Consider the following 20,716-nt stretch of genomic DNA (forward strand, 5'->3'; position numbering starts at 1 on the left):
CGGCCTGCAGATTCGGGTTCGTTCAACGGCGCGGGTTTCCGAACCTCCGGCGCTCGCGCTCGTCGTAGCCGTAGATGGCGTCCGCGATGTTGTCGGATGCACCGCCACTGCCGCCCAGACCTTTCAGTTCAATCCGGAACAGCAAACGGGTGTCCAGTTCTTCGTCATCAGTCAGGTAGTTCTGGTGCACCACCTGAAAACTCCAGCAGCAGTTGTTATATTCCAGACCGGCAAGGGTGCCCACGGTTCGGTCCAGCTCAGAATCCCAGACCCAGCGACCAATGGCACTGACCTGGTCCGTTACCGGAAAGACCGTTCCAATGTCGGTTTGTTCCAGCTCATCCGGCCGGCTGTAGGTATGTCCGAGTGTCGCCAGGTAACGATAATCCTCGGAGTGGAAAATCAGCTGGCTGCGGCCCTCTTCAGTTTTCCGGGTTTCGTGATCCCACAGCAGGGAAGAACGAAGCTCCAGATTGTCGATGGGGTTCAGCACCAACTCGCCCGCCAGCGGTGAGCGGCTCCGGTCGGATGCGCCCTCGCCAAACAGATCCACTTCACGATCTTCGAAATAACGCACCTGGCCAACACTCACCCGAGCCCGCTCAGCCCCGGTCAGGAGGTCATTGAAACGACTGGTGAGCGCCACCGTCAACTGGTTGGCGTCACCGACCCGATCCCCGCCGGTAAACCGGTCCCGCCGGAACAGCTGGTCAAAGCGGAAACTGCGGATGCCGGTATCAAAATCCGGGATATAGTTCTGATCGGATTCGGCATCGGCCCAGGCGTAATACAGCCGGGGCTCCAGGGTCTGGTTGTAGGGTACGTCAAACAGGCTGGATCGACGATCAAAGTACAAACCATTGTCCCACTCGAACACCGGCACGGTGCGGTCAAAGCCGGCGTCACCCAGGGTGTAGTCATCCAGCTCGTAGCGGGTGTAGTCGAGGCTGACCGAGGGACGGCTGAAGCCCCAGAGCGCCCTCATGGGCAACGCCAGTTCGGGAATCGCCCGTAACCGCTGGCCGTTGGCCTTGTCCAGGCCGGTAAGGTTCTCATTGTCCCGGTAGAACCAGGTGTACTGGCTTTCCAGGTTCGCTTCCAGCCAGCCGGCTTCCAGCGAACCACCGTAGATCACTTCCGGCAACTGGGCATAGGGTTTATCAACGTCGGCAATACGGTCGGGGATGGTCTGGTAGCCGTTCAGGTAGGCTTCAAAGTACTGATTGGCTCCGTAGTAACGGACACCACCCCGACGCTGAAGATGCGTCGCCTGGTCTATTTCGAGACTGCGATTCAGATCGCTCAGATAATCCTCATCTGAAATCACCGAGTAATCGCCGTAGCCGCTCCAGCCTCCGCCAAATGCCGCCCGGGTGGTCAAATCAAGAGCCCAGCGCTCGCCATTTTCACCCGGATTTTCATCCCGAAAAGCAGAATCATTGTCGATATACCCCAGCTGCAGCACCGATTCGCCATACCGACTGAGGTAGCGCCCCTCCACTTCCGTGAACAGGCCGCGACCGTGGATATACTGCGGTGTGAGGGTGGCATCATAATGGGGTGCCAGATTCAGATAGTACGGCAAGGCCAGGTAGGCCCCGCTACCTGCGCTGGACGAGCCAAACTGGGGATACAGAAAACCGGTCTTGCGGCGGTCATCAATCGGGAAGGTAATGTAAGGCCAGTAGAATACCGGCGCATCCAGCACTTCCAGCCGCACGTGCCGTGCAGTACCAAAACCTTCCGCCTGATCCAGCTCGATGTCCGATGCCACAATCGACCAGTCGTTCTGGCCCGGACCACAGGTAGTGATCATGCCATCGGAGATAACCACCTGGCTTTCACTGACCCTGGACAGGGATGAGGCCTCGCCCCTGAGTTCCGACTCGTGCAGGAGAAACGTGGCCGTGTTGATATCCAGTTGCCCGGACTGGGTAGAATAGTTCGCCTCCTGCCCGGTCAGCAGAAAACCTTCACCTCGGCTGACCAGTGGCCCTTGCAGTTGCAATTCGCCTGACTGCTGGTTGTACCGTGCCTCCGCGCCGGTTGCCTGGAACGGACCCTGGCGCAGGCGCACATCACCCTGCAGGTAGAGTTCGCTGTCCAGTTCATAGCGGGCGTTCAGGGCACTGGCTTCCAGTGGCATGGAACCCTCAATGCCCTCGCCCGGCACCACAGCGCCATCGCCGCCAACCGTGCCAGGCAGATAACCTCCCTCGCAGAATACCGGCAGCCTATCGGCCACCTCTGGCGGCAATTCACTGCGCGGACGCCAGTCAATCTCAGCGGCGCTGGGGCTGCTACCCGCCCCCTCGGCACATACACCACTCGCTGCCAATGCCACGATGACGGCCAGGCTTGAAAGCCGGAACCTGGCGTACAACAGGGAAGAGCAATGGCTGGGCACGTTGACGAAATTCCTGTTCCATTTGAATGATGGCTGGGCGTAAGGGCACCTAGTTTACACGCGCCCTCAAGGCTTGTTAACGGAAAGCCCGCTGCAATTCCGTTTTACCCTCTTTATACTCCGGTGCAGAGAGTGCACGGTTAACGCGCCGGCCATCATCCACCGATTCAGGAATACTGATCTGACCATGGATTACCGCTTGCAGTTGCTGACCCGCTGGGTCAGGCAAATTCCCGGCTTCTCGGCCGCCAGCCCGACACCGGTTTCCGGCGACGCCAGTTTTCGACGGTACTTCCGGGTCTGGAAAGACGTGCCGGGCGGGCAACCCGCCCCCTTCATTGTGATGGATGCTCCACCGGAGCACGAGGACTGCGTTCCGTTTGTGGCCATCGCCCGGCACTGGCATCAACACGGTATCGCCGTGCCCGCCATTGCCGCCGAGGATCTTGAGCAGGGTTTTCTGTTACTGGAAGACCTGGGCGATCTGCTGATGTTAACGGCCCTGGAACAGGGCGATGCGGACACCCTGTATCGGGCCGCGCTGGACGAACTGGCGCGTATTGCCGGGCTGGACGACCCGGCAGACTACCCACTGCCCGCCTATGACCAAGCCCTGCTCGACCGGGAGATGGCGCTATTCCCGGACTGGCTGCTGGAAAAACACCTGGGGCTGGAACTCGACAACCAGGAACGGGCGCTGCTGGACACCGCCTTCGGCCTACTCCGGGAGAGTGCCCTGGCGCAGCCGGATGTCACCGTGCACCGCGATTACCACTCCCGCAATCTTCTGGTCCGTGATAGCCAGACGGTTCCCGGCGTGATCGATTTTCAGGATGCCGTACGCGGCCCCATCACCTATGATGCCGTCTCCCTGCTCAAAGACTGCTACGTGCGCTGGCCGGAACAGCGACTGGCAAGCTGGCTGGAGCATTTTCGTAACGCCAGCCAGCAGGGCGGTTTGCACCGCGCTGATGCAGATACTTTCCGGCAGTGGTTTGAGCTCATGGGCATGCAGCGCCATCTGAAAGCCGCCGGCATTTTTGCCCGCCTCGCCATTCGCGACGGCAAGACCGGCTACCTGGCTGACATTCCCCGCACCGTCAGTTATCTGCGAGATGCCAGCGCCCGGCAACCAGCCTTCCGGCATTTTCACGAGTGGCTCTGCAGCACCGTGATTCCGGCCATCGAACAGCGCATTGGCCCGCTGCCGGAGCCGGGAGTTCGCTGACCATGAAGGCTATGATTCTCGCCGCCGGCAAAGGCGAGCGTATGCGCCCGCTGACCCTGACCACCCCCAAGCCGTTGCTGTCAGCCGGGGGGCAGCCCCTGATCGTTCATCATATCGAGCGCCTGCGCGACGCCGGTTTCAGCGACATCGTGATCAACCATGCCTGGCTGGGGGAGCAGATTGAAGCCCGGCTGGGTGATGGCGAGGCCTTTGGTGTCAGCATTCGCTACTCGGCGGAGGGTGAACCGCTTGAAACCGCCGGCGGCATCATCCGGGCCCTGCCACTGTTGACCGACGCGGGCGACGACTGGTTCCTGGTAGTCAATGGGGACATCTGGAGCGATTTCGATTTCAGCCAACTCCGGCCCCAGGCTGACGCCGATGCCTTGTTGGTGATGGTTTCGAATCCGCCCCACCACCCGGAAGGGGATTTTCATCTTCAGGACAACGGCTTTCTGAACCCTGACGGGACCGATAAATTCACCTTCTCCGGTATCAGTCTGCTGCACCGGCGCCTGTTTGATGAACTGGACGATGCCGCCGGCAAACTTGGCCCTGTGCTGCGCAGGGCCATGGCCCGCAACCGGGTCATCGGCCTGCATCATAACGGCCAGTGGGTGGACGTCGGCACACCAGAACGATTGCAGAGCCTGGACCAGTGGCTGCACGAAAGGGCCCGGACATCATGAGGCAGAGCAATCCACCCGCCCTGCCGGCGAGAATGGAGTCGTCGTTCCAGGAACTGCTGCAGGAACTGTCCAGTTGCGGACATCAGGCCAGCACCCTGCTGGAGCGCGCGCGCCTGCCGCGCTGGTACCGCAAGCCACTGTTCTTTTTTCTGGGTTACATTGCCAAGGCCGATGGCCGGGTCCGGGAACCGGACATTCATTATGCCGAAGCCCTGATGAAAGCCCTGGCCCTGTCGGCCAGGCAACGCCGCAAAGCCATCGATCAGTTTCGCAAGGGCAAGGACACTGACCATCTGCCCCTGCGCCAGGGCCTGATACTGCGCCTGGCCTTGCTGCTGTGGCCGGCACCGGCCCTGAAAACCGCTATCTGCCTGTGCCATGGCGCACAAATCCTGGGCCAGCCCGGCAAGGCCCGGCGCTACCGCTGCGAAGACGCCATCAGCCATATGGGGTTGCCCGTTGTCATCAGCGATGACATTTTCGAAAGCTACGCCAGCAAAGTGTGGATTCGCACTGCCGCGCCGCCGCAAAAGCCGGCGACCTACGAGCAGGCTTGCCAGATTCTGGGCGTAACCCGGCGAGATTCGCTGGAGACCATCAAACGCGCTTACCGCAAACAGGTTTCCGCCTGCCACCCGGACAAACTGGCGCAACAGAAACTGGCGCCCTCGGAAGTGGCGATGGCAAAAGACCGGTTGTTACGTTATCAACAGGCCTGGGAACTGATTCGCCAGAGACATCGGGCACTTTAATCCCCGCTGGCCGACCGTTTTTTCAGCCAGGCACTGACCCGGCTGGCAACCCGCCTCGCATCTTCAGCCCGGAGTGGTCGATTGAGGGCCACGGGCTGACGGTCGTAACCGGCCACATCCGCGCGAGCAAACGCCGCCGCCCGCGCCCGGCCCTCTGCGCCGGAAGGCCCAGCGGAATCATGCAGATCCAGCACCGGCCATCCCTGTCCTCCGTTTCGCTCCTTCAACAACGAGGGCAAGGTAACGGCCTGCCGGGCCGGAAACCGGGGGGCCAGCCAGACCACCGCAGACACGGCAGCGGCGTCCGCCGCCCAGTCCGTCACATAATCGGCGGACCAACCAATGCCCAGCACACCCGCACGCTCATAGCCACGCTGCTGCAACGCTTCCACCCCCGCGGACAGAACCGCGCGAACCGAATTCCGGAAATCCGCAGCCACGTCATCAAAAGGCGGTTCCTCAGCCACATCAATCATGACCGAATCCGATGTATTCCCGCCCTGATCCGGGTTCTGTCCGGCGTCATCATCCAGGCCAGGCGCCATGACATCCATGCGATGTCGCCGTATCGCCTCCGGCGGCAGCCCAAGGCCAACCGTCATCACCGCAAGACCCCGCTCCGCCAGCGCCACCCGCAACGATCCCAGCACACCCTCATCGGCCGTCTGGCCTTCGTCGGCCAGTATCAGTAAAGCCCCGGTTGCCGGCGTAACGTATTCGGGCAGGAACAACCCCAACGCCCGGCCTTCGTCGTCCAGATCGAGCCAAACAGCCTGCTCCGGGTAACGCCGTACCAGCGCCCATTCGCCCAAACCCGTTGAAAAGCCGGATCTTGACGCTGGATTAGCCTTGGTCGCGGGTTCCGCTTCCTCACCCCCCTTCGCCTCATCCTGGGCCACAGCGGCGTTCAGCCAGCCGCTGATCAAGAACAGACAAAGTAATCTGATTGCTTTCAACACCATGAGCCAATGCACCTATCCCGCTGCGAAAATCACCGGCAAACTGATAGACTAGCAGGGTTGCCCAGAGGCCGATAATTCACTACACCGAGAGAGCCCCGATGAATCCATATCTGATTGCCCCATCCATCCTCTCCGCCGATTTCGCCCGCCTGGGCGAAGAAGTCGATAACGTTCTGGCTGCTGGTGCCGACGTGGTGCACTTCGATGTGATGGACAATCATTATGTCCCTAATCTCACCATTGGGCCCATGGTGTGCGAGGCCCTGCGCAAGCACGGCGTTACCGCCCCCATCGACGTGCACCTGATGGTGTCTCCGGTGGATGACCTGATCCGCATGTTTATTGACGCCGGCGCCAGCTACATCACCTTCCACCCGGAAGCCAGTAACCACATTGACCGTTCCCTGCAACTGATCCGCGACGGCGGCTGCAAGGCCGGACTGGTGTTTAACCCCGCCACCCCGCTGAGCTACATGAACTACGTCATGGACAAGCTCGACATGGTGCTGCTGATGTCAGTGAATCCGGGCTTCGGTGGCCAGAAATTTATCCCCGGTACCCTCGACAAGCTCAAGGAAGCCCGCAAGAAAATTGATGCCAGCAACTACAACATTCGCCTGGAAATCGATGGTGGTGTGAAAACCGACAACATCCGGGAAATCGCCGAGGCCGGCGCCGACACCTTCGTGGCCGGCTCTGCCATATTCAACACTCCCGATTACAAGGCCACCATCGACGCCATGCGCGAGGAACTGGAGCAGGCCCGCAAGGTGATCGGCGGATGAGCCTGAAAGGCCTGTTCAACGCCCGCTGGCCGGGCGTCGCCCTGTTTGATCTGGACGGCACGCTGGTGGACAGCGCACCGGATCTGGCCGCCGCCGTGGATCAGATGCTGGAGCACCTGGGGCGCAGCCCGGCAGGCCTGGACAAGGTGCGCAACTGGGTTGGCAACGGCGCCCAGGTTCTGGTGCGCCGGGCCCTGGCCGGAAAAACCGATTGGGAACCCGCCACCGCCAAAGACGACGCGCTGTTCAACGACGCCCTAGCCATTTTCTATCACGCCTATGGCCAGATGAATGGCCAGCATTCCGTGGTATTTCCCGGCGTTCATGACTGCCTGGAACACCTGAAGCAACTGGGCTGCCGGATGGCCGTGGTCACCAACAAGCCAGACCAGTTTGTTCAGCCCCTGCTGGAAAAAACCGGGCTGGCTCAATGGTTCGACCTCTCGGTCGGTGGCGATACCCTGCCAGTGAAAAAACCGGACCCGGCGCCCTTGCTGCACGCCATGGAAAAACTGGGCGGCACCCGGGGCACCACGGTGATGGTCGGGGACTCCAAGGCAGACGTCAATGCAGCCCTGGCAGCAGGCATCCCCTGCGTCGCCGTGAGGTATGGCTACAACTTTGGCGGCTCCGTTGACAGTCTCGGCGCAGATGCTGTTGTTGATTCGCTGGCCGAGCTTTTGTAATCTCGCAAGGACGTTTTATTTTGAACACATCAATTCGGGAGATTCCTGCCGTGCAGGGACTGAATCTGACTGCAGCGCGAGGCATCCTGACAACCCGCGCAACACGATGGTGGCGATGGCGCACCGGCTGAGCAAGCCACGGGGCTGATGGCGCATGCCTGTTTGCCCGCACCACCGGTCACAGCGGTGTAACACCGTTCTGACAAAACGCAGATCAGATTTCAGGAAACCGAACCATGACACCCGAGCAATTCCACGAGCTCGCTGAAGCCGGCTATAACCGTATCCCTGTGTACCGTGAAGTCCTCGCGGATCTCGACACTCCCCTCAGCACCTATCTGAAACTGGCCAGCGGGCCATACTCCTACCTGTTTGAATCGGTACAGGGTGGTGAGAAATGGGGCCGCTATTCGATCATCGGCTTGCCCAGCCAGGAAGTGCTGAAAGTCTTCGACCACCGCATCGAGGTCAGCCGCAACGGCGAAGTGGTCGAGCAGGCAGAGGTGGATGATCCCCTGGCTTTCGTGGACGACTACCAGAAGCGATTCAACGCCCCGGACCTGCCCGAGCTGCCCCGGTTCAACGGTGGCCTGGTGGGCTATTTCGGCTACGACACCGTGCGCTACATCGAAAAGCGCCTGCGCAACAGCTGCCCGCCCGACCAGATCGGCACGCCGGATATTCTGTTGATGGTGTCCAATGAAATCGTGGTGTTCGACAACCTGCGCGGCAAGTTGCATCTGATTGTGCACGTGGACCCGTCTATTGAAGGCGCCTACGAAGCGGCGCAACGCCGCATCGACGAGCTGGAAAGCCAACTGCACCGCCAGACTGCCAACGCCCCCCGCACACCGGAACATCTACGCGGCAAGGTGGTGGACGAGAGCGACTTTATTTCCGGCTTTACCCAGGACAAATTCGAAGCGGCGGTGGACAAGATCAAGGGCTACGTGCTGGACGGCGACGTGATGCAGACCGTCATCTCCCAGCGCATGTCGATCCCGTTCGAGGCACCGCCCCTGAACCTGTACCGTTCGCTGCGCGTGCTCAACCCGTCGCCGTACATGTACTTCCTGGATCTGGGCGATTTCCACATTGTCGGCTCATCTCCGGAAATCCTGGCCCGGGTGGAAGATGAGGAAGTCACCGTTCGGCCCATCGCCGGCACCCGCAAACGCGGCGCCACCGATGCCGAGGACAAGGCCCTGGAAAAAGAGCTGCTGGCCGACCCGAAAGAGATCGCCGAGCACCTGATGCTGATCGACCTGGGCCGCAACGACGCCGGCAGGGTATCGGAAACCGGCACCGTGAAGCTGACCGACAAGATGATTGTGGAGCGCTATTCCCACGTGATGCACATTGTCTCTAACGTGACCGGTCGACTGAAAGAAAATACCAGCTGCCTGGACGTACTGCGCGCCACCCTGCCCGCCGGCACCCTGAGTGGCGCGCCGAAGATCCGCGCCATGGAAATCATCGATGAACTGGAACCGGTGAAGCGTGGCGTATACGGCGGCGCGGTTGGCTACCTGTCGTTCAACGGCAACATGGACACCGCCATCGCCATCCGCACCGCGGTGATCAAGGACAACACCCTGCACATCCAGGCCGGAGCCGGCGTGGTGGCAGACTCCATTCCCCGCCTCGAATGGAAAGAAACCATGAACAAGGGCCGCGCCATCTTCAAGGCCGTGGCCATGACCTACAACGACTACGACCATTGAGGCGGAGGAACAGATTATGTTGCTGATGATCGATAACTACGATTCCTTCACCTACAACGTGGTGCAGTACCTGGCCGAGCTGGGTGCCGATGTGCAGGTATACCGGAACGACGAAATCACCATCGAGAAGATTGAAGCCCTGAAGCCCGAACGGCTGGTGATTTCCCCGGGCCCCTGCACGCCCAACGAAGCGGGCATCTCCATGGACGCCATTCGCCACTTCGCCGGCAAGCTGCCGATTCTGGGCATTTGTCTGGGCCACCAGTCCATCGGCCAGGTGTTCGGCGGCGATATTATCCGTGCCGGCAAGGTCATGCATGGCAAGGTGTCGGCGGTGTACCACAAGGATATCGGCGTGTTCCGGGGCCTGAACAATCCCTTGCAGGCCACCCGCTACCACAGCCTGGTGATTGACAAAGACACCCTGCCCGATTGCCTGGAAGTGACCGCCTGGACCCGCAACGACGACGGCTCCGTTGAAGAAATCATGGGCGTGCGCCACAAGACCCTGCCCATCGAAGGCGTGCAGTTCCACCCCGAGTCGATCATGACCGAACAGGGCCATGAACTGCTGCGCAACTTCCTGAGAACATAACAAGAGGCCGACGACCCCATGGACATGAAACAAGCACTGAACCGCATTGCCTCCAACCTGGACCTGTCCCGGGACGAAATGAAGGATGTGATGCGTATTGTGATGAACGGCGAAGCCACCGACGCCCAGATCGGCGCCTTCCTGATGGGCCTGCGCCTGAAGAGCGAAACCATCGACGAAATCACCGGCGCCACCGAAGTGATGCGTGAACTGGCCACCAAGGTCAGCATCAACGCCAGCCCGCTGGTGGATATCGTCGGCACCGGGGGCGATGGCGCCAATCTGTTCAACGTCTCCTCTGCCTCAGCCTTCGTGGTGGCCGCAGCCGGCGGCTTCGTCGCCAAGCACGGCAACCGGGGCGTATCGTCCAAGAGCGGCAGCGCCGACCTGATCGAGAAGGCCGGCATCAATCTGGACATGAAACCGGAAGAAGTGGCCCGCTGCGTCGAACAGATCGGCGTCGGCTTCATGTTCGCCCCGGCCCACCATGGCGCCATGAAACACGCCATCGGACCGCGCCGGGAGTTGGGCTGCCGGACCATCTTCAATATCCTTGGCCCGATGACCAACCCGGCCGGCGTCACTCGCCAGCTGATCGGTGTGTTCACCAGGGAACTTTGCCGCCCGATGGCAGAAGTGATGCAACGTTTGGGCGCAGAACACATCATGGTGGTCTGCTCAAAGGACGGCCTGGATGAAATCAGCCTGGCCACCGTCACACATGTTGCAGAGCTGAAGGATGGCGAAATCAACGAGTACGACCTGACGCCGGAAGACCTGGGCCTCAAGAGCCAGTCGCTGGTGGGCCTGACGGTGGATTCCTCCGACGAATCCCTGAAACTCATCAAGGCCGCTTTCGGTCGCAACCACGACGAAACCACCGAAAAAGCCCGCGACATGATCGCGCTGAACGCCGGCGCGGCCATCTATGTCGCCGGCCTGGCCAAGACCGCCAAAGAAGGCGTCGACATGGCACTGGATGCCATGGGTTCCGGTTTGGCGGCTGGCAAGATGTCGGAGCTAGCTGATTTTTCTCAGTGCTTTTAATTCCGGCCTTTTTTTGATGGAGCCGGACGAGCTGGTGAGGGAGCCTTTCCAAAACACGCCCACGAGTACATCCCTGTAGGGCTTGACTTCAGCCATCCATGGCTGAAGACAGTTTTGGAAAGGCTCCCTCACCAGCTCTCGCAAACTTTATACGGGCCAGCTATGACTGACAGACATTTGGATAAAACTCCCACCATCCTGCGTAAAATCGTTAACCGGAAATGGGAAGAAATTGATGAGCGCAAGCCCAGGGTTTCAATTGCGGACCTGAAGGCCATGGCGGGCGACCAAGCTCCTGGGCGTGGATTCGCCAATGCCCTGCGCACCCGCATCGAAGCTCAGCGGCCGGCGGTCATCGCCGAGATCAAGAAGGCCTCACCCAGCAAAGGCATCCTGCGAGATCCGTTTGAACCGGCACGCATCGCCGAAAGCTATGAACAAGGCGGTGCGGCTTGCTTGTCAGTGCTCACTGACCAAGATTTCTTCCAGGGCCACGAAGACTACCTGAAAGCCGCCCGCGCGGCCTGCAGCCTGCCGGTGATCCGCAAGGACTTCATCGTAGCGCCCTACCAGGTGTATGAAAGCCGGGCCATTGGCGCCGACTGCATTCTGCTGATTGCTGCCTGTCTGACCAAAGACCAGATGCAGGAGCTGGAGGGCATCGCCCATGAGATTGGCCTGGATGTACTGGTGGAGGTGCATGATGGCGAGGAATTGGACGATGCGCTTACCCTGAGCACGCCGCTGGTAGGCATCAACAACCGCAATCTGCACAACTTTGAAGTGTCGCTGGACACCACCTTTGAACTGCACCACCGGATTGCCGAAAACCGACTGACCATTACCGAGAGCGGAATCATGACCCGTGCAGACGTTGAGGCCATGACCAGACGGGGCATTTACGGGTTCCTGGTGGGCGAGTCTTTCATGCGCGCGCCAGACCCGGGTGAGAAACTGCAGGAGCTGTTCGGCTGATTCACAGGATAAACGGGTGAGGCAAGTATGGACACAGAGACCGGCAAGGATTCCGACAACCCGATACTGACCGGCCCCTTCTGGCCGGTTTTCTTCCGCTATGCCCTGCCATCAGTGGCGGGGTTGCTGGCACTGACCACCGCCAATATCGTTGACGGCGTCTTCATTGGCAACTTCGCCGGCGCAGATGCCCTGGCGGCCCTGAACCTGCTGATTCCCTGGTTTACCCTGCTATTCGGCATGGCGCTGGCCCTGGCCATTGGCGGTACAGTTCGGGCTGGCCGCTATCTCGGCGAAGGCAGGACCGACGCCGCATCTGCCATCTTCAGCAAGTGCCTGATGGCCACTCTGGCCCTGGCTTTGACCGGCGCACTGGTGGGTTTTTTGTTCCATGATGGGATCTATCGTGTGCTGGGTGCTTCGCCCGACATCTACCCGCTGATGTCCGAGTATTTTCTGGTGATCATCTGGGTGCTGGTGGCCCAGCTGGTCACCATGGTGTTGTACTACTTCGTGCGAGTAGACGGCTTCCCGGGGCTGGCAACCGCCGCCCTGGTCGCAGGAGCCGCCGCCAATATCCTGCTGGACGCCCTGCTGGTGGGCTATCTGGATTACGGTTTGCGCGGCGCCGCCATCGCCACCGGCCTGGCCCAGGTACTGCAATTCGCGGTGCTGGCCCGTTATTTTCTCAAGCCGGAACGCAAGCTTCACTTCCAGCTTCAGCAAAAGCACTGGCAGGAAATTCCGCGGGCGTTCGCCAATGGCGTTTCGGAGTGGATCAACGAGCTCTCGGTGGGGCTGGTTATGCTGCTGATCAACTGGCTGTTGATGACCACTCAGGGCGTGGCGGGGGTAGCCGCCTTTACCGTGGTGAATTATCTGATCTTCCTCAGCCTGATGGTGTTCTATGGTATTTCGGACGCCATGCACGTGCTGATCAGCCACAACCTGGGGGCCGGCAATGCCGAACGTATACGCCGTTTTATGGGCTGTGGGGCCACCGTCATTCTGAGCCTGGCACTGGCGCTGGTGGTCACGGTCTGGCTGTTTGGGAATCAGGTGGTCCGCCTGTTTCTGGACACCACGGCAGACCCGGCCACCGCAGCCCTGGCAGACCGTTTTCTGACCATCCTTTGGCCGCTGTTTCTGGTTAACGGCATCAACGTGCTGCTGTCGGTGTATCTGACGGCCATGCATAAAGCCCTGCCTTCAGCCCTTGTCGCCTTTTCCAGAAGCCTGGTGCTGCCCGCGTTGCTGCTGGTCGGCATTGCCCGCTTTGCGCCGGAATGGCCGCTACTGCTGGCACTGCCACTGGCTGAATGGCTCACCTTTGGCCTCGCAATAGCCCTGTTTTTACGCTTCCGGCCGCAGCGGGTGATCACCGCTCCCGGCTAATTGTAAAAAATGTAAAACCATTTCACATGCAACAGATTCTCATTTAGATTTACTCCAAATTCAGGAATTTGGAGCGTCGACATGGGACCGTCTGCCCGGGCAATTGCCGAACAGGCAAGTTTTCAGGCTTTCCTGCATGGTTACCTTCAGGAAGTTGATCCCGGCGACTGGCAGACCGCCAGCCAGCGCACCCAGGATCCGACAGGCCGATTTTCGGGGCCCTGGGTATGCGAACTGACTCTGAACAGCCAGCGCTCCCGCCTGGCCATCGACATTCTCTACCGCTCCGCTCTGGGCCGACACCGCTACGGCAAGGTACGTCAGTGGCTCAGCGGTCGTCATTGCTGGGCCGACATCGACCCTTTTCAGGCAATGTGTCTGTTGGCCCGTGAACTCTATGCATTATCCGGCGGCATGGTGCCCGAGCTCCGAAAACTCCGGGAACTGGAATTCCTGCATCGGCTCACTGACAGCTACGGGGTCATGGTCCGTTACGTCGAACACAGACGCAACGATTCGCGGCTTCTGGCCAACCGGTTTATCGATTCAGAACAGTCTCTGTTGTTCGGACACACTGCCCATCCCACCCCCAAGAGCCGCCAGGGGATGTCGGAATGGCAGCAGCATGCCTACGCGCCGGAGCTGACCGGGCGCTTTCAGCTGCACTACTTTCTGGTTCATCGGAATTGCGTTCTGGAGGATTCTGATGGGCCTTTACCAGCCAGTGCCATGGCCGAATCTCTGTTGCAAGACAGTCAAGCCTCCCTGAACCTGCCGGACAACCATGCCCTGATTCCGGCCCACCCTCTGCAGGCTCAGTGGTTGATGACGCAACCCGGGGTGCTGGACGCCATCGCCCAGGGGTTGATTCACCCCCTGGGTGCGCTTGGTCCGGAATTTTCCGCGACGTCATCGGTACGCACTGTCTACTGCGAGCAAGCCGAATGGATGCTGAAGTTCTCCATTCCAGTCAAGGTGACCAACTCGCTGCGGGTCAACAAGGCCCACGAGCTGAAAGCGGGGGTGGTTATGTCCCGGCTGCTCCGGCAAACCGGTTTTGGCGAGGCGGAGCCCGGCTTCCGGATCCTTCAGGACCCGGCCTATCTGACCGTCATGCTACCCGGGCTGACCGAAAGCGGCTTTGAAGTGATTTTCCGGAACAACCCTTTCCCGCCGGGGCAGGACCAGGGGGTGATCAGCATTGCCGCCCTGACCCAGGATCCCCTGCCGGGCCGGAATTCCCGGTTACTGGATCTGATCGAGGGCCTGGCATTGAACGAGAACCGCAGCCTCACAGCCGTCAGCCGGGACTGGTTCCAGCAGTATCTATCATGCGCGATTGGCCCGGCACTGCGGCTTTATGATGAGCACGGCATTGCCCTGGAAGCCCATCAGCAGAACAGTCTGCTGGATGTCAGCGGGGGCTATCCACGCTGTTACTACTACCGGGACAATCAGGGTTACTACCTCTCGGAGAGCTTGCGCGGGCCACTCACAGAGCAATGCACCAACCTTAAAGAAACCCCGGAGTTGTTCTACCGGGACGCCATGATCCGCGACAGGTTCTGCTACTACCTGATCGTAAATCAGCTGTTTTCAGTAATTGCCCGCTTTGGCATTGACGACCTGATACCGGAAACCCTGTTGATCCAGCAATTCCGACATTTTCTACATGCCGAGCACAGCCGGCTTCATGGCCCGGCACAGGCGCTCGTCAAGTCGTTACTGGAAGACAGCCGTCTACCCTACAAAGGCAATCTGCTGACCCGGGTCAACGATGTTGACGAGCTGAATGCAGAGCTGGAGATGGCAGTCTACACCAGTATTGCCAACCCACTCCGCGGCGATACCCGGGCAACACCGAAAGGCAGCACCGCCGTCCCGGCAGTCGAGGTAAGCCATGGTGTTGCCTGAACCGAGAGCCTTATCCAAAGCCCCCATGGCAGGACTGCAACCGGTGACCGCCCTGAGCGAGTTACCGGCCCAACGGGTGCTGCGGCAGCTGCTTGAAGCCCTGATGTTTGAAGGGGTGATTGCGTACCATCCGGGCGATTGCAACCGCACCGGATGGCAATGGCTGAGCTTCCAGGCTGGCAATCTGCACGGACGTTGCAGAGCCCGCATTCGGGGCTTTGGCCGACTGAGACTGGACACCAGTTCCCTGACCCTGGAGCGGCACCAGAAACCGGTGTCGCTCTCGCTGACCACGCTGGTTGCACAGCTTCCGGCAACGAACTCACAACAGCAATCTCTGTTAACGGAGCTGCTGGCCACGATCAGCAACAGTGAACGGCTGGACGCCCTGCGCAAGGCCCGGCATTCCGGAGACCGCCGGAACCTGCATGGCGAAGCTCTGGACAGCGCCCTGCACGAAGGCCACCCCTACCATCCCTGTTTCAAGAGCCGACTCGGATTCCAGGGCGATGATCTGGTGCACTATAGCCCGGAAACCAGCACCGGATTCAGACTCCATTGGGTGGCAGTTCCCCGACACAATCTGGATTCCCAGTTACCGTCTTCAGGCATGGCTTTCTGGCAATCAGAACTGGGCCAGGAACAGGCTTATCTGCTGCGGGCAGCATTCCACCGGGCGGGCGTTGACTGGCAACAATATGGCGCGCTGCCAACCCACCCATGGCACTGGCAGAAACTCAGTCAGGGTCCCGAGGCCGCCCGGCTTGAGGCACTGGGCATCAAATGCCTGGGGCCTCTGGGAGACCGTTACCATCCAGGGCAGTCGCTCAGGTCTCTATTCAATGCCAGCCGGCCAGCGAAAGCCTGCGTAAAACTGCCTTTGGGTATTCACAATACCTCGTCACGCCGGCATCTGGAGCCCCATTCCGTGCCATCGGCTCCTGTCATCAGTCGTTGGCTCGAGTCCATTGTTGGCGGCGATCCACTGTTTGATACCACCTACCCGCTACGGCTGATGCCCGAATACGCCAGCCTGGGCGTTGCCGCGGGCGATGAGCAGGGAGCAGATAATTCGGGGCTTGCAGGGGAACTGGCCGCCATCTGGCGCGCCAGCATCGGCTCCCGGCTTCATGAGGGTGAGCAGGCCATCCCCTTAAATGCCCTGTGCCAGTGGCAGCCAGACGGCATGCCCTTTATTCACCCCTGGGTGGAGCACTATGGTCTGGTTCCCTGGCTTGAGGCCACGCTCAAGGCTGTCATTCTGCCAGTCTGGCATATGCTCGCTGCCCACGGCGTCGGTCTTGAGGCTCATGCCCAGAACAGCCTTCTGGTGGCGCGCAGCGGCTGGCCGAGAGCACTGATGCTTCGGGATTTCCACGACAGCGTCGAGTACGCCCGGGACTATCTGCCTCAGACTACCCCCGAACCGGACTTCGGCCCCCGGCAGGCATTCTACGATCAGGCACCGGATAACCAGTATTACCGCATGAGCAACCCGGAAGCCCTGCGCGAGCTGGTGATGGATACCCTGTTTATCTTCAATCTCAGTGAGCTCGCGCTGGTTCTGGAAGAGGCCTACGGATTTAACGAGGCGCGGTTCTGGGATCGAGTCCGGACAATCCTGACCAACTATGCACGACAACACCCGGAGCAGAGGTCCCGCCTGGATCGCCTGGGATGGGATCAACCCAACCCGCTCACCGAGTCGCTGCTGCGAAGCAAACTTCAGCCAGACATCGAGCAGCCCCGCCATCGGGTGCCTAATCCCCTGGCCCCGGGCCCCAATGACACCCTGATGCCCTTCATTGATCACCATCACAAGAGGTTACCGTGACTGCACCTTTGTTCTATGTCGACAACATGCCTTACACGCAACCGGACTGCGACCAGATAGTCCAGTGCCTGGAGGAGCGCCCTGAATTTCAGGAGCCGGCCGGTTGCCGATTTGCGGTCTGCCTGCAGGACACCGCCCACTGGCTGGCCCTGTGCCTCTGGCTGAAACCCCTTGGCGCCAGTGTGCTGCCCATTCATTCCGGCACCCCCTATGCTGCGGCCCGAACCCTGGCCGAGAGCACGGGCTGCACCTACCTGCTGTTTGGCGAGCAACTCCAGGAAGTCACGCCCGAAGTCATTCGCGAGAAAGCGAAGACGGCCTGCGCCGAAGGCGGTGAGCTGATTCAGCTCAGCTCCGGCACCACGGGCAACCCCAAAACCATCACACGGCCCTGGAACGACATAGAACGGGAACTGGCCGCCTATGTTGCCCAGTTCACTGAGGCCATGACCTTGATACCGGTGGTCGCATGCCCGATGACGCACTCCTACGGTCTGATCTGTGGTGTGCTGGCAGCCCTGCAGCGGGGGATTGCCCCCCAGGTGATCACCAATCTCAATCCACGTTCTATTCTTGCAAGGCTGCGCGCAGTACCCGAGCATCTGCTCTATGCCTCTCCGACCCTGGTCAGCTTGCTGATACGGATGCTGCCCGAAAACCAAAGACTGCACAGCGTCATGCTGTCCGGGGCGCCCCTGCCCGCCCCCGTGCTGGACCAGCTTCGAAACCGCTGCCTGCGCGTTTGCCAGCAATATGGCTGTTCGGAAGCCGGCTGCGTGGCGCTGAGCCCGGACGTGACTGAGCCTGGCCAACTCGGCCTGCCGTTATCGCATGTGTCAGTGCAGGCCGGGGGCTCCCCAGGGCAACCGGATGAAATCCTGATCACGGTTAAAGCCACCGGACAGCGCATTCACAGCAGGGATCTGGGCTATTTCGACCAGCAGGGTCAGCTGCATTTCCTGGCCCGTTCCGATGACACCATCAACGTTGCCGGCATCAACGTCTATCCGGGGGCCGTGGAAGACGTGTTTCTTGGCTATCCCGGGATTCGAGAGGCGGTGGCCTTCAAGCAACCGGATACCTTTGCCGGTGAGCGGGTTTGCCTGCGCTTTGTAGCAGACTCAGAAATAGACACCGACCAGCTGCGGCAATGGAGCCGGGGCCAACTGTCACCGCACCAGGTGCCGTCACTGATCGAACAGGTGGAAAGCATCAGCCGGCTCCCGAACGGCAAGGTCAGCCGCCGGCTGTTAAGCGAATCCCTCGCTGACAAGGGTCAGCGGGAGGTCCTGGCATGAGCAGAACCAACCCGACCCGAAGCGCCATTAAAACGGTGATTCGAAACCATCTACCTGACGCCCGGCTATCGGTGTTTTCGGCCAAGGCCCGCCTCAACGCCGACCTGGCGATTGATTCCATCATGCTGCTGCAACTGATTGTGCACCTGGAACTTGAGCACGGCCTGCATGTTCCGGAGGAAGCGTTGCTGACCCATCAGCTCGAGACCGTTGAAGACCTGGAAGCGCTATTGGTCGCCACAGGCAACCCGGAGGTTTCCCTGTGATCAAAGTGCACTGTTTTGTCAGTTGTGTCTGCGAAATCATCAAACGCACACCGGGTGTGGACCACCGCCCCTTCTACTTCGGCGTCTGGGATGCGGACTTTTCGGTCAGTGAGGACCAGGTTCTGTCCTACCACTCGCCCCATACCCGCCACGACCAGTTCCGCGAATGGTACCGGCTGCTGTACGGCGTCACCATTGAGCCCTGGTACAACCACCAGCAATCGAAAGAGGCCAACATCGACCGGCTGATTGAGCTGGTGGAAACGCGCCCTGCCAATCGTCAGGTCATGGTCATGCTGGACCTTTACCGGTTGCCGGAACGGGAGAACAAGTTTCACCAGAATCCTTTTCCCCACTACGTGATGCTGGAAGCCACGGACGACCCGGAGCAGTGGTTCATGTCGGACCCGGATTTTCGCTGGGAAGGCGTGCTGCCCAAAGCCCGGATTCTGGACTCGGTGCGTTCCCCGGCCGCTGCCGGTGGTTTCTGTTTCGATGGCCTGGACATCCGGCATACGCCCGCGGAGACGGTAGCCGCTTATTTCGCCCAGTGCATGAAAGCGGAGACCAATCCGTTTACCGATGCCTTGCGGCAGATTCTGCACGCCCATATCGGTCCCGACGCCAGGCAACCACTGGCAAACCTGCCCCGGGCATTCAGGGAGATTCCAGTAATGGCGATTCGCAAGTACGCCTACGAGCACGCCTTTGCCTGGCTGCTGGAGGATCAGGGCCGCACCGCCGAGGGCGATCCGTGGTTCGAAGCGCTGTGCGAGGACATTGACCGGCTGGTGAAAACTTACACCCAGATCCAGTACCGGGCGCTGAAACTGGTGATGTCCGGTAACGCTGCCCTGCTGTCCGGGGTCGAGCAGTTGCTGGACGAGCAGGATCAGCGAGAGTTCGCCATCAAGGACAGCCTGCAGGGCCTGTTTGCAGAATGGCAGCAGCAACACCCCGACCTCACGGTCAACACCCGGACGTCCGCCCTGGAGGTATTGCCATGATTCGCTTCCACCTGTGCACCATCTCGTTCCGCCACCAGTTGGTGTCGTTACCGGAACTCGCCACCTGGGCTGGCGCCACCGGCTTTGACGGTATTGAACTCTGGGGTGTGCATGCCCGGCACCTGTTACAGCAGCCCGGACTGGATGGCCGCTGGCTGAAAAGCCAGGGACTGGCCATTCCCATGGTCAGCGACTATCTGCCGCTGGACGGTAGTGAACAGGAGGCCATCCACTACACCCGCGAACTCTGCCGGCTGGCCCGACACTGGCAGGCACCCAAACTGCGAACGTTTGCCGGCCATCAGGGCAGCGACGAGCTCGACCAGAGACAGCGCCAGGCCCAGACCCGACGTCTGCAGACGCTGACCCGTTGCGTCGCAGATGAAGGCCTGACCCTGGTGGTGGAAACACACCCCGGCACCCTGGCCGATACGGTCGACTCTACGCTGACGTTGCTAACCGACGTTGATCACCCGGCCCTGGGTATCAACTTCGACGCCTTGCATGTCTGGGAAGCCGGAGCAGACCCAAAGCTGGCGTTGCAACAAATGGCGCCCTGGGTCAGACATTTTCACTTCAAGAATATCCGTCATCGGGATCAGCTCGGCGTATTTGCTCCGGCTAATGTCTACTCACCGGCCGGTTCCCGGCAGGGAATGGTGCCCGTGCTGGACGGTGCCTGTGACTACCGTCCGCTACTGGACACCCTGGCCGGCTGGCATCAGTCGCAAACCCATCCGGCCCCACTGGACATTTCCCTGGAGTGGTTCGGCCCGGACAGCTACCGGGTGCTATGCAGCGATCTTCACCAGTTGCGGCAAAACGTTCGCCAGAACCACGCGCAATCTCAGGCGCTGGCCGTCTGCCAGTGAACCTCATCCACCTCATCGCCGGCAAAGCGAATGAGGTGGGAAGCCACCACCTGGCCCAACTCCTCCAGCTCCGTTCCGGTGGGTGACTGGCAGCGCATCAGCAGCTCCCGGTTTGCGGCTTCGAGCCAGCATTCACCTATGGAGAAAGCCAGCCTGCCATCGGTTGCGGTCCACTCAGCCTCAATCTTGTGGCGAAAGTGTTTACACAGGCGATTGATCAGGCGACCGGGATCGGTGGTGGCCACTTGGGCGTTCATGGTTGGCATGGCAGTTTCCTCGA

Annotated in this window: 19 protein-coding genes; 16 read left to right on the forward strand and 3 right to left on the reverse strand. The window is 60.4% G+C overall.

Features of this window, described 5'->3' with window-relative positions; translation table 11 throughout:
* Positions 1–22: 22 nt before the first annotated feature.
* Positions 23–2,356 carry an LPS-assembly protein LptD gene (locus ACF8YQ_RS16200; protein ID WP_396623323.1) on the reverse strand — a complete coding sequence of 778 codons (2,334 nt, stop codon included), beginning with the start codon at positions 2,354–2,356 and terminating at the stop codon, positions 23–25.
* A 238-nt stretch (positions 2,357–2,594) separates the two neighbouring features.
* On the opposite strand from ACF8YQ_RS16200, the gene ACF8YQ_RS16205 reads away from it, so the two are divergent.
* Genes ACF8YQ_RS16205 through ACF8YQ_RS16215 form a run of 3 tightly spaced genes read left to right on the forward strand, consistent with a single transcriptional unit; the run spans position 2,595 to position 5,076 of the window.
* A complete protein-coding gene (locus ACF8YQ_RS16205; RefSeq protein WP_396621990.1) occupies positions 2,595–3,635 on the forward strand; it encodes an aminoglycoside phosphotransferase family protein in 1,041 nt (346 codons plus the stop codon).
* 2 nt (positions 3,636–3,637) lie between these two features.
* Positions 3,638–4,324 carry an N-acetylmuramate alpha-1-phosphate uridylyltransferase MurU gene (gene murU, locus ACF8YQ_RS16210; RefSeq protein WP_396621991.1) on the forward strand — a complete coding sequence of 229 codons (687 nt, stop codon included), beginning with the start codon at positions 3,638–3,640 and terminating at the stop codon, positions 4,322–4,324.
* A complete protein-coding gene (locus tag ACF8YQ_RS16215; protein ID WP_011786924.1) occupies positions 4,321–5,076 on the forward strand; it encodes a DnaJ domain-containing protein in 756 nt (251 codons plus the stop codon). The genes murU and ACF8YQ_RS16215 overlap by 4 nt, the downstream gene beginning before the upstream one ends.
* On the opposite strand, the gene ACF8YQ_RS16220 is transcribed toward ACF8YQ_RS16215, so the two are convergent.
* The gene (locus ACF8YQ_RS16220) at positions 5,073–6,038 is read right to left on the reverse strand and encodes a DUF3530 family protein (protein ID WP_396621992.1); all 966 of its coding nucleotides are present in this window, start codon (positions 6,036–6,038) and stop codon (positions 5,073–5,075) included. The two genes, ACF8YQ_RS16215 and ACF8YQ_RS16220, sit on opposite strands and share 4 nt — an antisense overlap.
* Positions 6,039–6,136: 98 nt before the next feature.
* Between ACF8YQ_RS16220 and rpe the strand changes: the two genes are divergently transcribed.
* From rpe to ACF8YQ_RS16285, 13 genes are all read left to right on the forward strand, one after another.
* Positions 6,137–6,823, forward strand: coding sequence for a ribulose-phosphate 3-epimerase (rpe, locus tag ACF8YQ_RS16225; RefSeq protein WP_396621993.1), 687 nt, complete (start codon positions 6,137–6,139; stop codon positions 6,821–6,823).
* Positions 6,820–7,509, forward strand: coding sequence for a phosphoglycolate phosphatase (locus ACF8YQ_RS16230; protein ID WP_023009533.1), 690 nt, complete (start codon positions 6,820–6,822; stop codon positions 7,507–7,509). The genes rpe and ACF8YQ_RS16230 overlap by 4 nt, the downstream gene beginning before the upstream one ends.
* Positions 7,510–7,745: 236 nt before the next feature.
* The gene (gene trpE, locus ACF8YQ_RS16235) at positions 7,746–9,233 is read left to right on the forward strand and encodes an anthranilate synthase component I (RefSeq protein WP_396621994.1); all 1,488 of its coding nucleotides are present in this window, start codon (positions 7,746–7,748) and stop codon (positions 9,231–9,233) included.
* Between the two features lie 16 nt (positions 9,234–9,249).
* Complete coding sequence (locus ACF8YQ_RS16240) at positions 9,250–9,828, forward strand: aminodeoxychorismate/anthranilate synthase component II (RefSeq protein WP_396621995.1); 579 nt, start codon at positions 9,250–9,252, stop codon at positions 9,826–9,828.
* Between the two features lie 18 nt (positions 9,829–9,846).
* Positions 9,847–10,875 carry an anthranilate phosphoribosyltransferase gene (gene trpD / locus ACF8YQ_RS16245; protein ID WP_396621996.1) on the forward strand — a complete coding sequence of 343 codons (1,029 nt, stop codon included), beginning with the start codon at positions 9,847–9,849 and terminating at the stop codon, positions 10,873–10,875.
* Between the two features lie 162 nt (positions 10,876–11,037).
* Entirely contained in the window at positions 11,038–11,850 is an 813-nt protein-coding gene (gene trpC, locus ACF8YQ_RS16250) for an indole-3-glycerol phosphate synthase TrpC (RefSeq protein WP_396621997.1), read from the forward strand.
* A gap of 27 nt (positions 11,851–11,877) precedes the next feature.
* Positions 11,878–13,245 carry an MATE family efflux transporter gene (locus ACF8YQ_RS16255; protein ID WP_396621998.1) on the forward strand — a complete coding sequence of 456 codons (1,368 nt, stop codon included), beginning with the start codon at positions 11,878–11,880 and terminating at the stop codon, positions 13,243–13,245.
* A gap of 81 nt (positions 13,246–13,326) precedes the next feature.
* The gene (locus tag ACF8YQ_RS16260) at positions 13,327–15,159 is read left to right on the forward strand and encodes an IucA/IucC family siderophore biosynthesis protein (RefSeq protein WP_114433732.1); all 1,833 of its coding nucleotides are present in this window, start codon (positions 13,327–13,329) and stop codon (positions 15,157–15,159) included.
* A gap of 25 nt (positions 15,160–15,184) precedes the next feature.
* On the forward strand, positions 15,185–16,993 hold the full coding sequence (locus ACF8YQ_RS16265) for an IucA/IucC family protein (RefSeq protein ID WP_396621999.1): 1,809 nt from the start codon (positions 15,185–15,187) through the stop codon (positions 16,991–16,993).
* Complete coding sequence (locus tag ACF8YQ_RS16270; protein ID WP_396622000.1) at positions 16,990–18,291, forward strand: AMP-binding protein; 1,302 nt, start codon at positions 16,990–16,992, stop codon at positions 18,289–18,291. Before ACF8YQ_RS16265 ends, ACF8YQ_RS16270 begins: the two co-directional genes overlap by 4 nt.
* Entirely contained in the window at positions 18,288–18,557 is a 270-nt protein-coding gene (locus tag ACF8YQ_RS16275) for a phosphopantetheine-binding protein (RefSeq protein ID WP_396622001.1), read from the forward strand. Before ACF8YQ_RS16270 ends, ACF8YQ_RS16275 begins: the two co-directional genes overlap by 4 nt.
* Positions 18,554–19,564, forward strand: a complete 1,011-nt coding sequence (locus ACF8YQ_RS16280) for a DUF6005 family protein (protein ID WP_396622002.1) — start codon at positions 18,554–18,556, stop codon at positions 19,562–19,564. Before ACF8YQ_RS16275 ends, ACF8YQ_RS16280 begins: the two co-directional genes overlap by 4 nt.
* A complete protein-coding gene (locus ACF8YQ_RS16285) occupies positions 19,561–20,436 on the forward strand; it encodes a sugar phosphate isomerase/epimerase family protein (RefSeq protein ID WP_396622003.1) in 876 nt (291 codons plus the stop codon). Before ACF8YQ_RS16280 ends, ACF8YQ_RS16285 begins: the two co-directional genes overlap by 4 nt.
* On the opposite strand, the gene ACF8YQ_RS16290 is transcribed toward ACF8YQ_RS16285, so the two are convergent.
* The gene (locus tag ACF8YQ_RS16290) at positions 20,412–20,702 is read right to left on the reverse strand and encodes a DUF2218 domain-containing protein (protein WP_396622004.1); all 291 of its coding nucleotides are present in this window, start codon (positions 20,700–20,702) and stop codon (positions 20,412–20,414) included. The genes ACF8YQ_RS16285 and ACF8YQ_RS16290 overlap by 25 nt on opposite strands.
* Positions 20,703–20,716 lie beyond the last annotated feature (14 nt).

This window comes from Marinobacter sp. W-8 (genome assembly GCF_044342215.1).
GTDB classification, from domain to species: domain Bacteria; phylum Pseudomonadota; class Gammaproteobacteria; order Pseudomonadales; family Oleiphilaceae; genus Marinobacter; species Marinobacter nauticus.

What these genes read in the sequence shown, in the direction of transcription:
- ACF8YQ_RS16265 (WP_396621999.1), top strand. Translation starts at nt 15,185, where the DNA reads ATGGCAGGACTGCAACCGGTGACCGCCCTGAGCGAGTTACCGGCCCAA.
- ACF8YQ_RS16220 (WP_396621992.1), bottom strand. Translation starts at nt 6,038, where the DNA reads ATGGTGTTGAAAGCAATCAGATTACTTTGTCTGTTCTTGATCAGCGGC.
- murU (WP_396621991.1), top strand. Translation starts at nt 3,638, where the DNA reads ATGAAGGCTATGATTCTCGCCGCCGGCAAAGGCGAGCGTATGCGCCCG.
- trpE (WP_396621994.1), top strand. Translation starts at nt 7,746, where the DNA reads ATGACACCCGAGCAATTCCACGAGCTCGCTGAAGCCGGCTATAACCGT.
- ACF8YQ_RS16260 (WP_114433732.1), top strand. Translation starts at nt 13,327, where the DNA reads ATGGGACCGTCTGCCCGGGCAATTGCCGAACAGGCAAGTTTTCAGGCT.
- ACF8YQ_RS16230 (WP_023009533.1), top strand. Translation starts at nt 6,820, where the DNA reads ATGAGCCTGAAAGGCCTGTTCAACGCCCGCTGGCCGGGCGTCGCCCTG.
- ACF8YQ_RS16290 (WP_396622004.1), bottom strand. Translation starts at nt 20,702, where the DNA reads ATGCCAACCATGAACGCCCAAGTGGCCACCACCGATCCCGGTCGCCTG.
- ACF8YQ_RS16240 (WP_396621995.1), top strand. Translation starts at nt 9,250, where the DNA reads ATGTTGCTGATGATCGATAACTACGATTCCTTCACCTACAACGTGGTG.
- ACF8YQ_RS16285 (WP_396622003.1), top strand. Translation starts at nt 19,561, where the DNA reads ATGATTCGCTTCCACCTGTGCACCATCTCGTTCCGCCACCAGTTGGTG.
- ACF8YQ_RS16205 (WP_396621990.1), top strand. Translation starts at nt 2,595, where the DNA reads ATGGATTACCGCTTGCAGTTGCTGACCCGCTGGGTCAGGCAAATTCCC.
- ACF8YQ_RS16215 (WP_011786924.1), top strand. Translation starts at nt 4,321, where the DNA reads ATGAGGCAGAGCAATCCACCCGCCCTGCCGGCGAGAATGGAGTCGTCG.
- trpD (WP_396621996.1), top strand. Translation starts at nt 9,847, where the DNA reads ATGGACATGAAACAAGCACTGAACCGCATTGCCTCCAACCTGGACCTG.
- rpe (WP_396621993.1), top strand. Translation starts at nt 6,137, where the DNA reads ATGAATCCATATCTGATTGCCCCATCCATCCTCTCCGCCGATTTCGCC.
- ACF8YQ_RS16255 (WP_396621998.1), top strand. Translation starts at nt 11,878, where the DNA reads ATGGACACAGAGACCGGCAAGGATTCCGACAACCCGATACTGACCGGC.
- ACF8YQ_RS16275 (WP_396622001.1), top strand. Translation starts at nt 18,288, where the DNA reads ATGAGCAGAACCAACCCGACCCGAAGCGCCATTAAAACGGTGATTCGA.
- trpC (WP_396621997.1), top strand. Translation starts at nt 11,038, where the DNA reads ATGACTGACAGACATTTGGATAAAACTCCCACCATCCTGCGTAAAATC.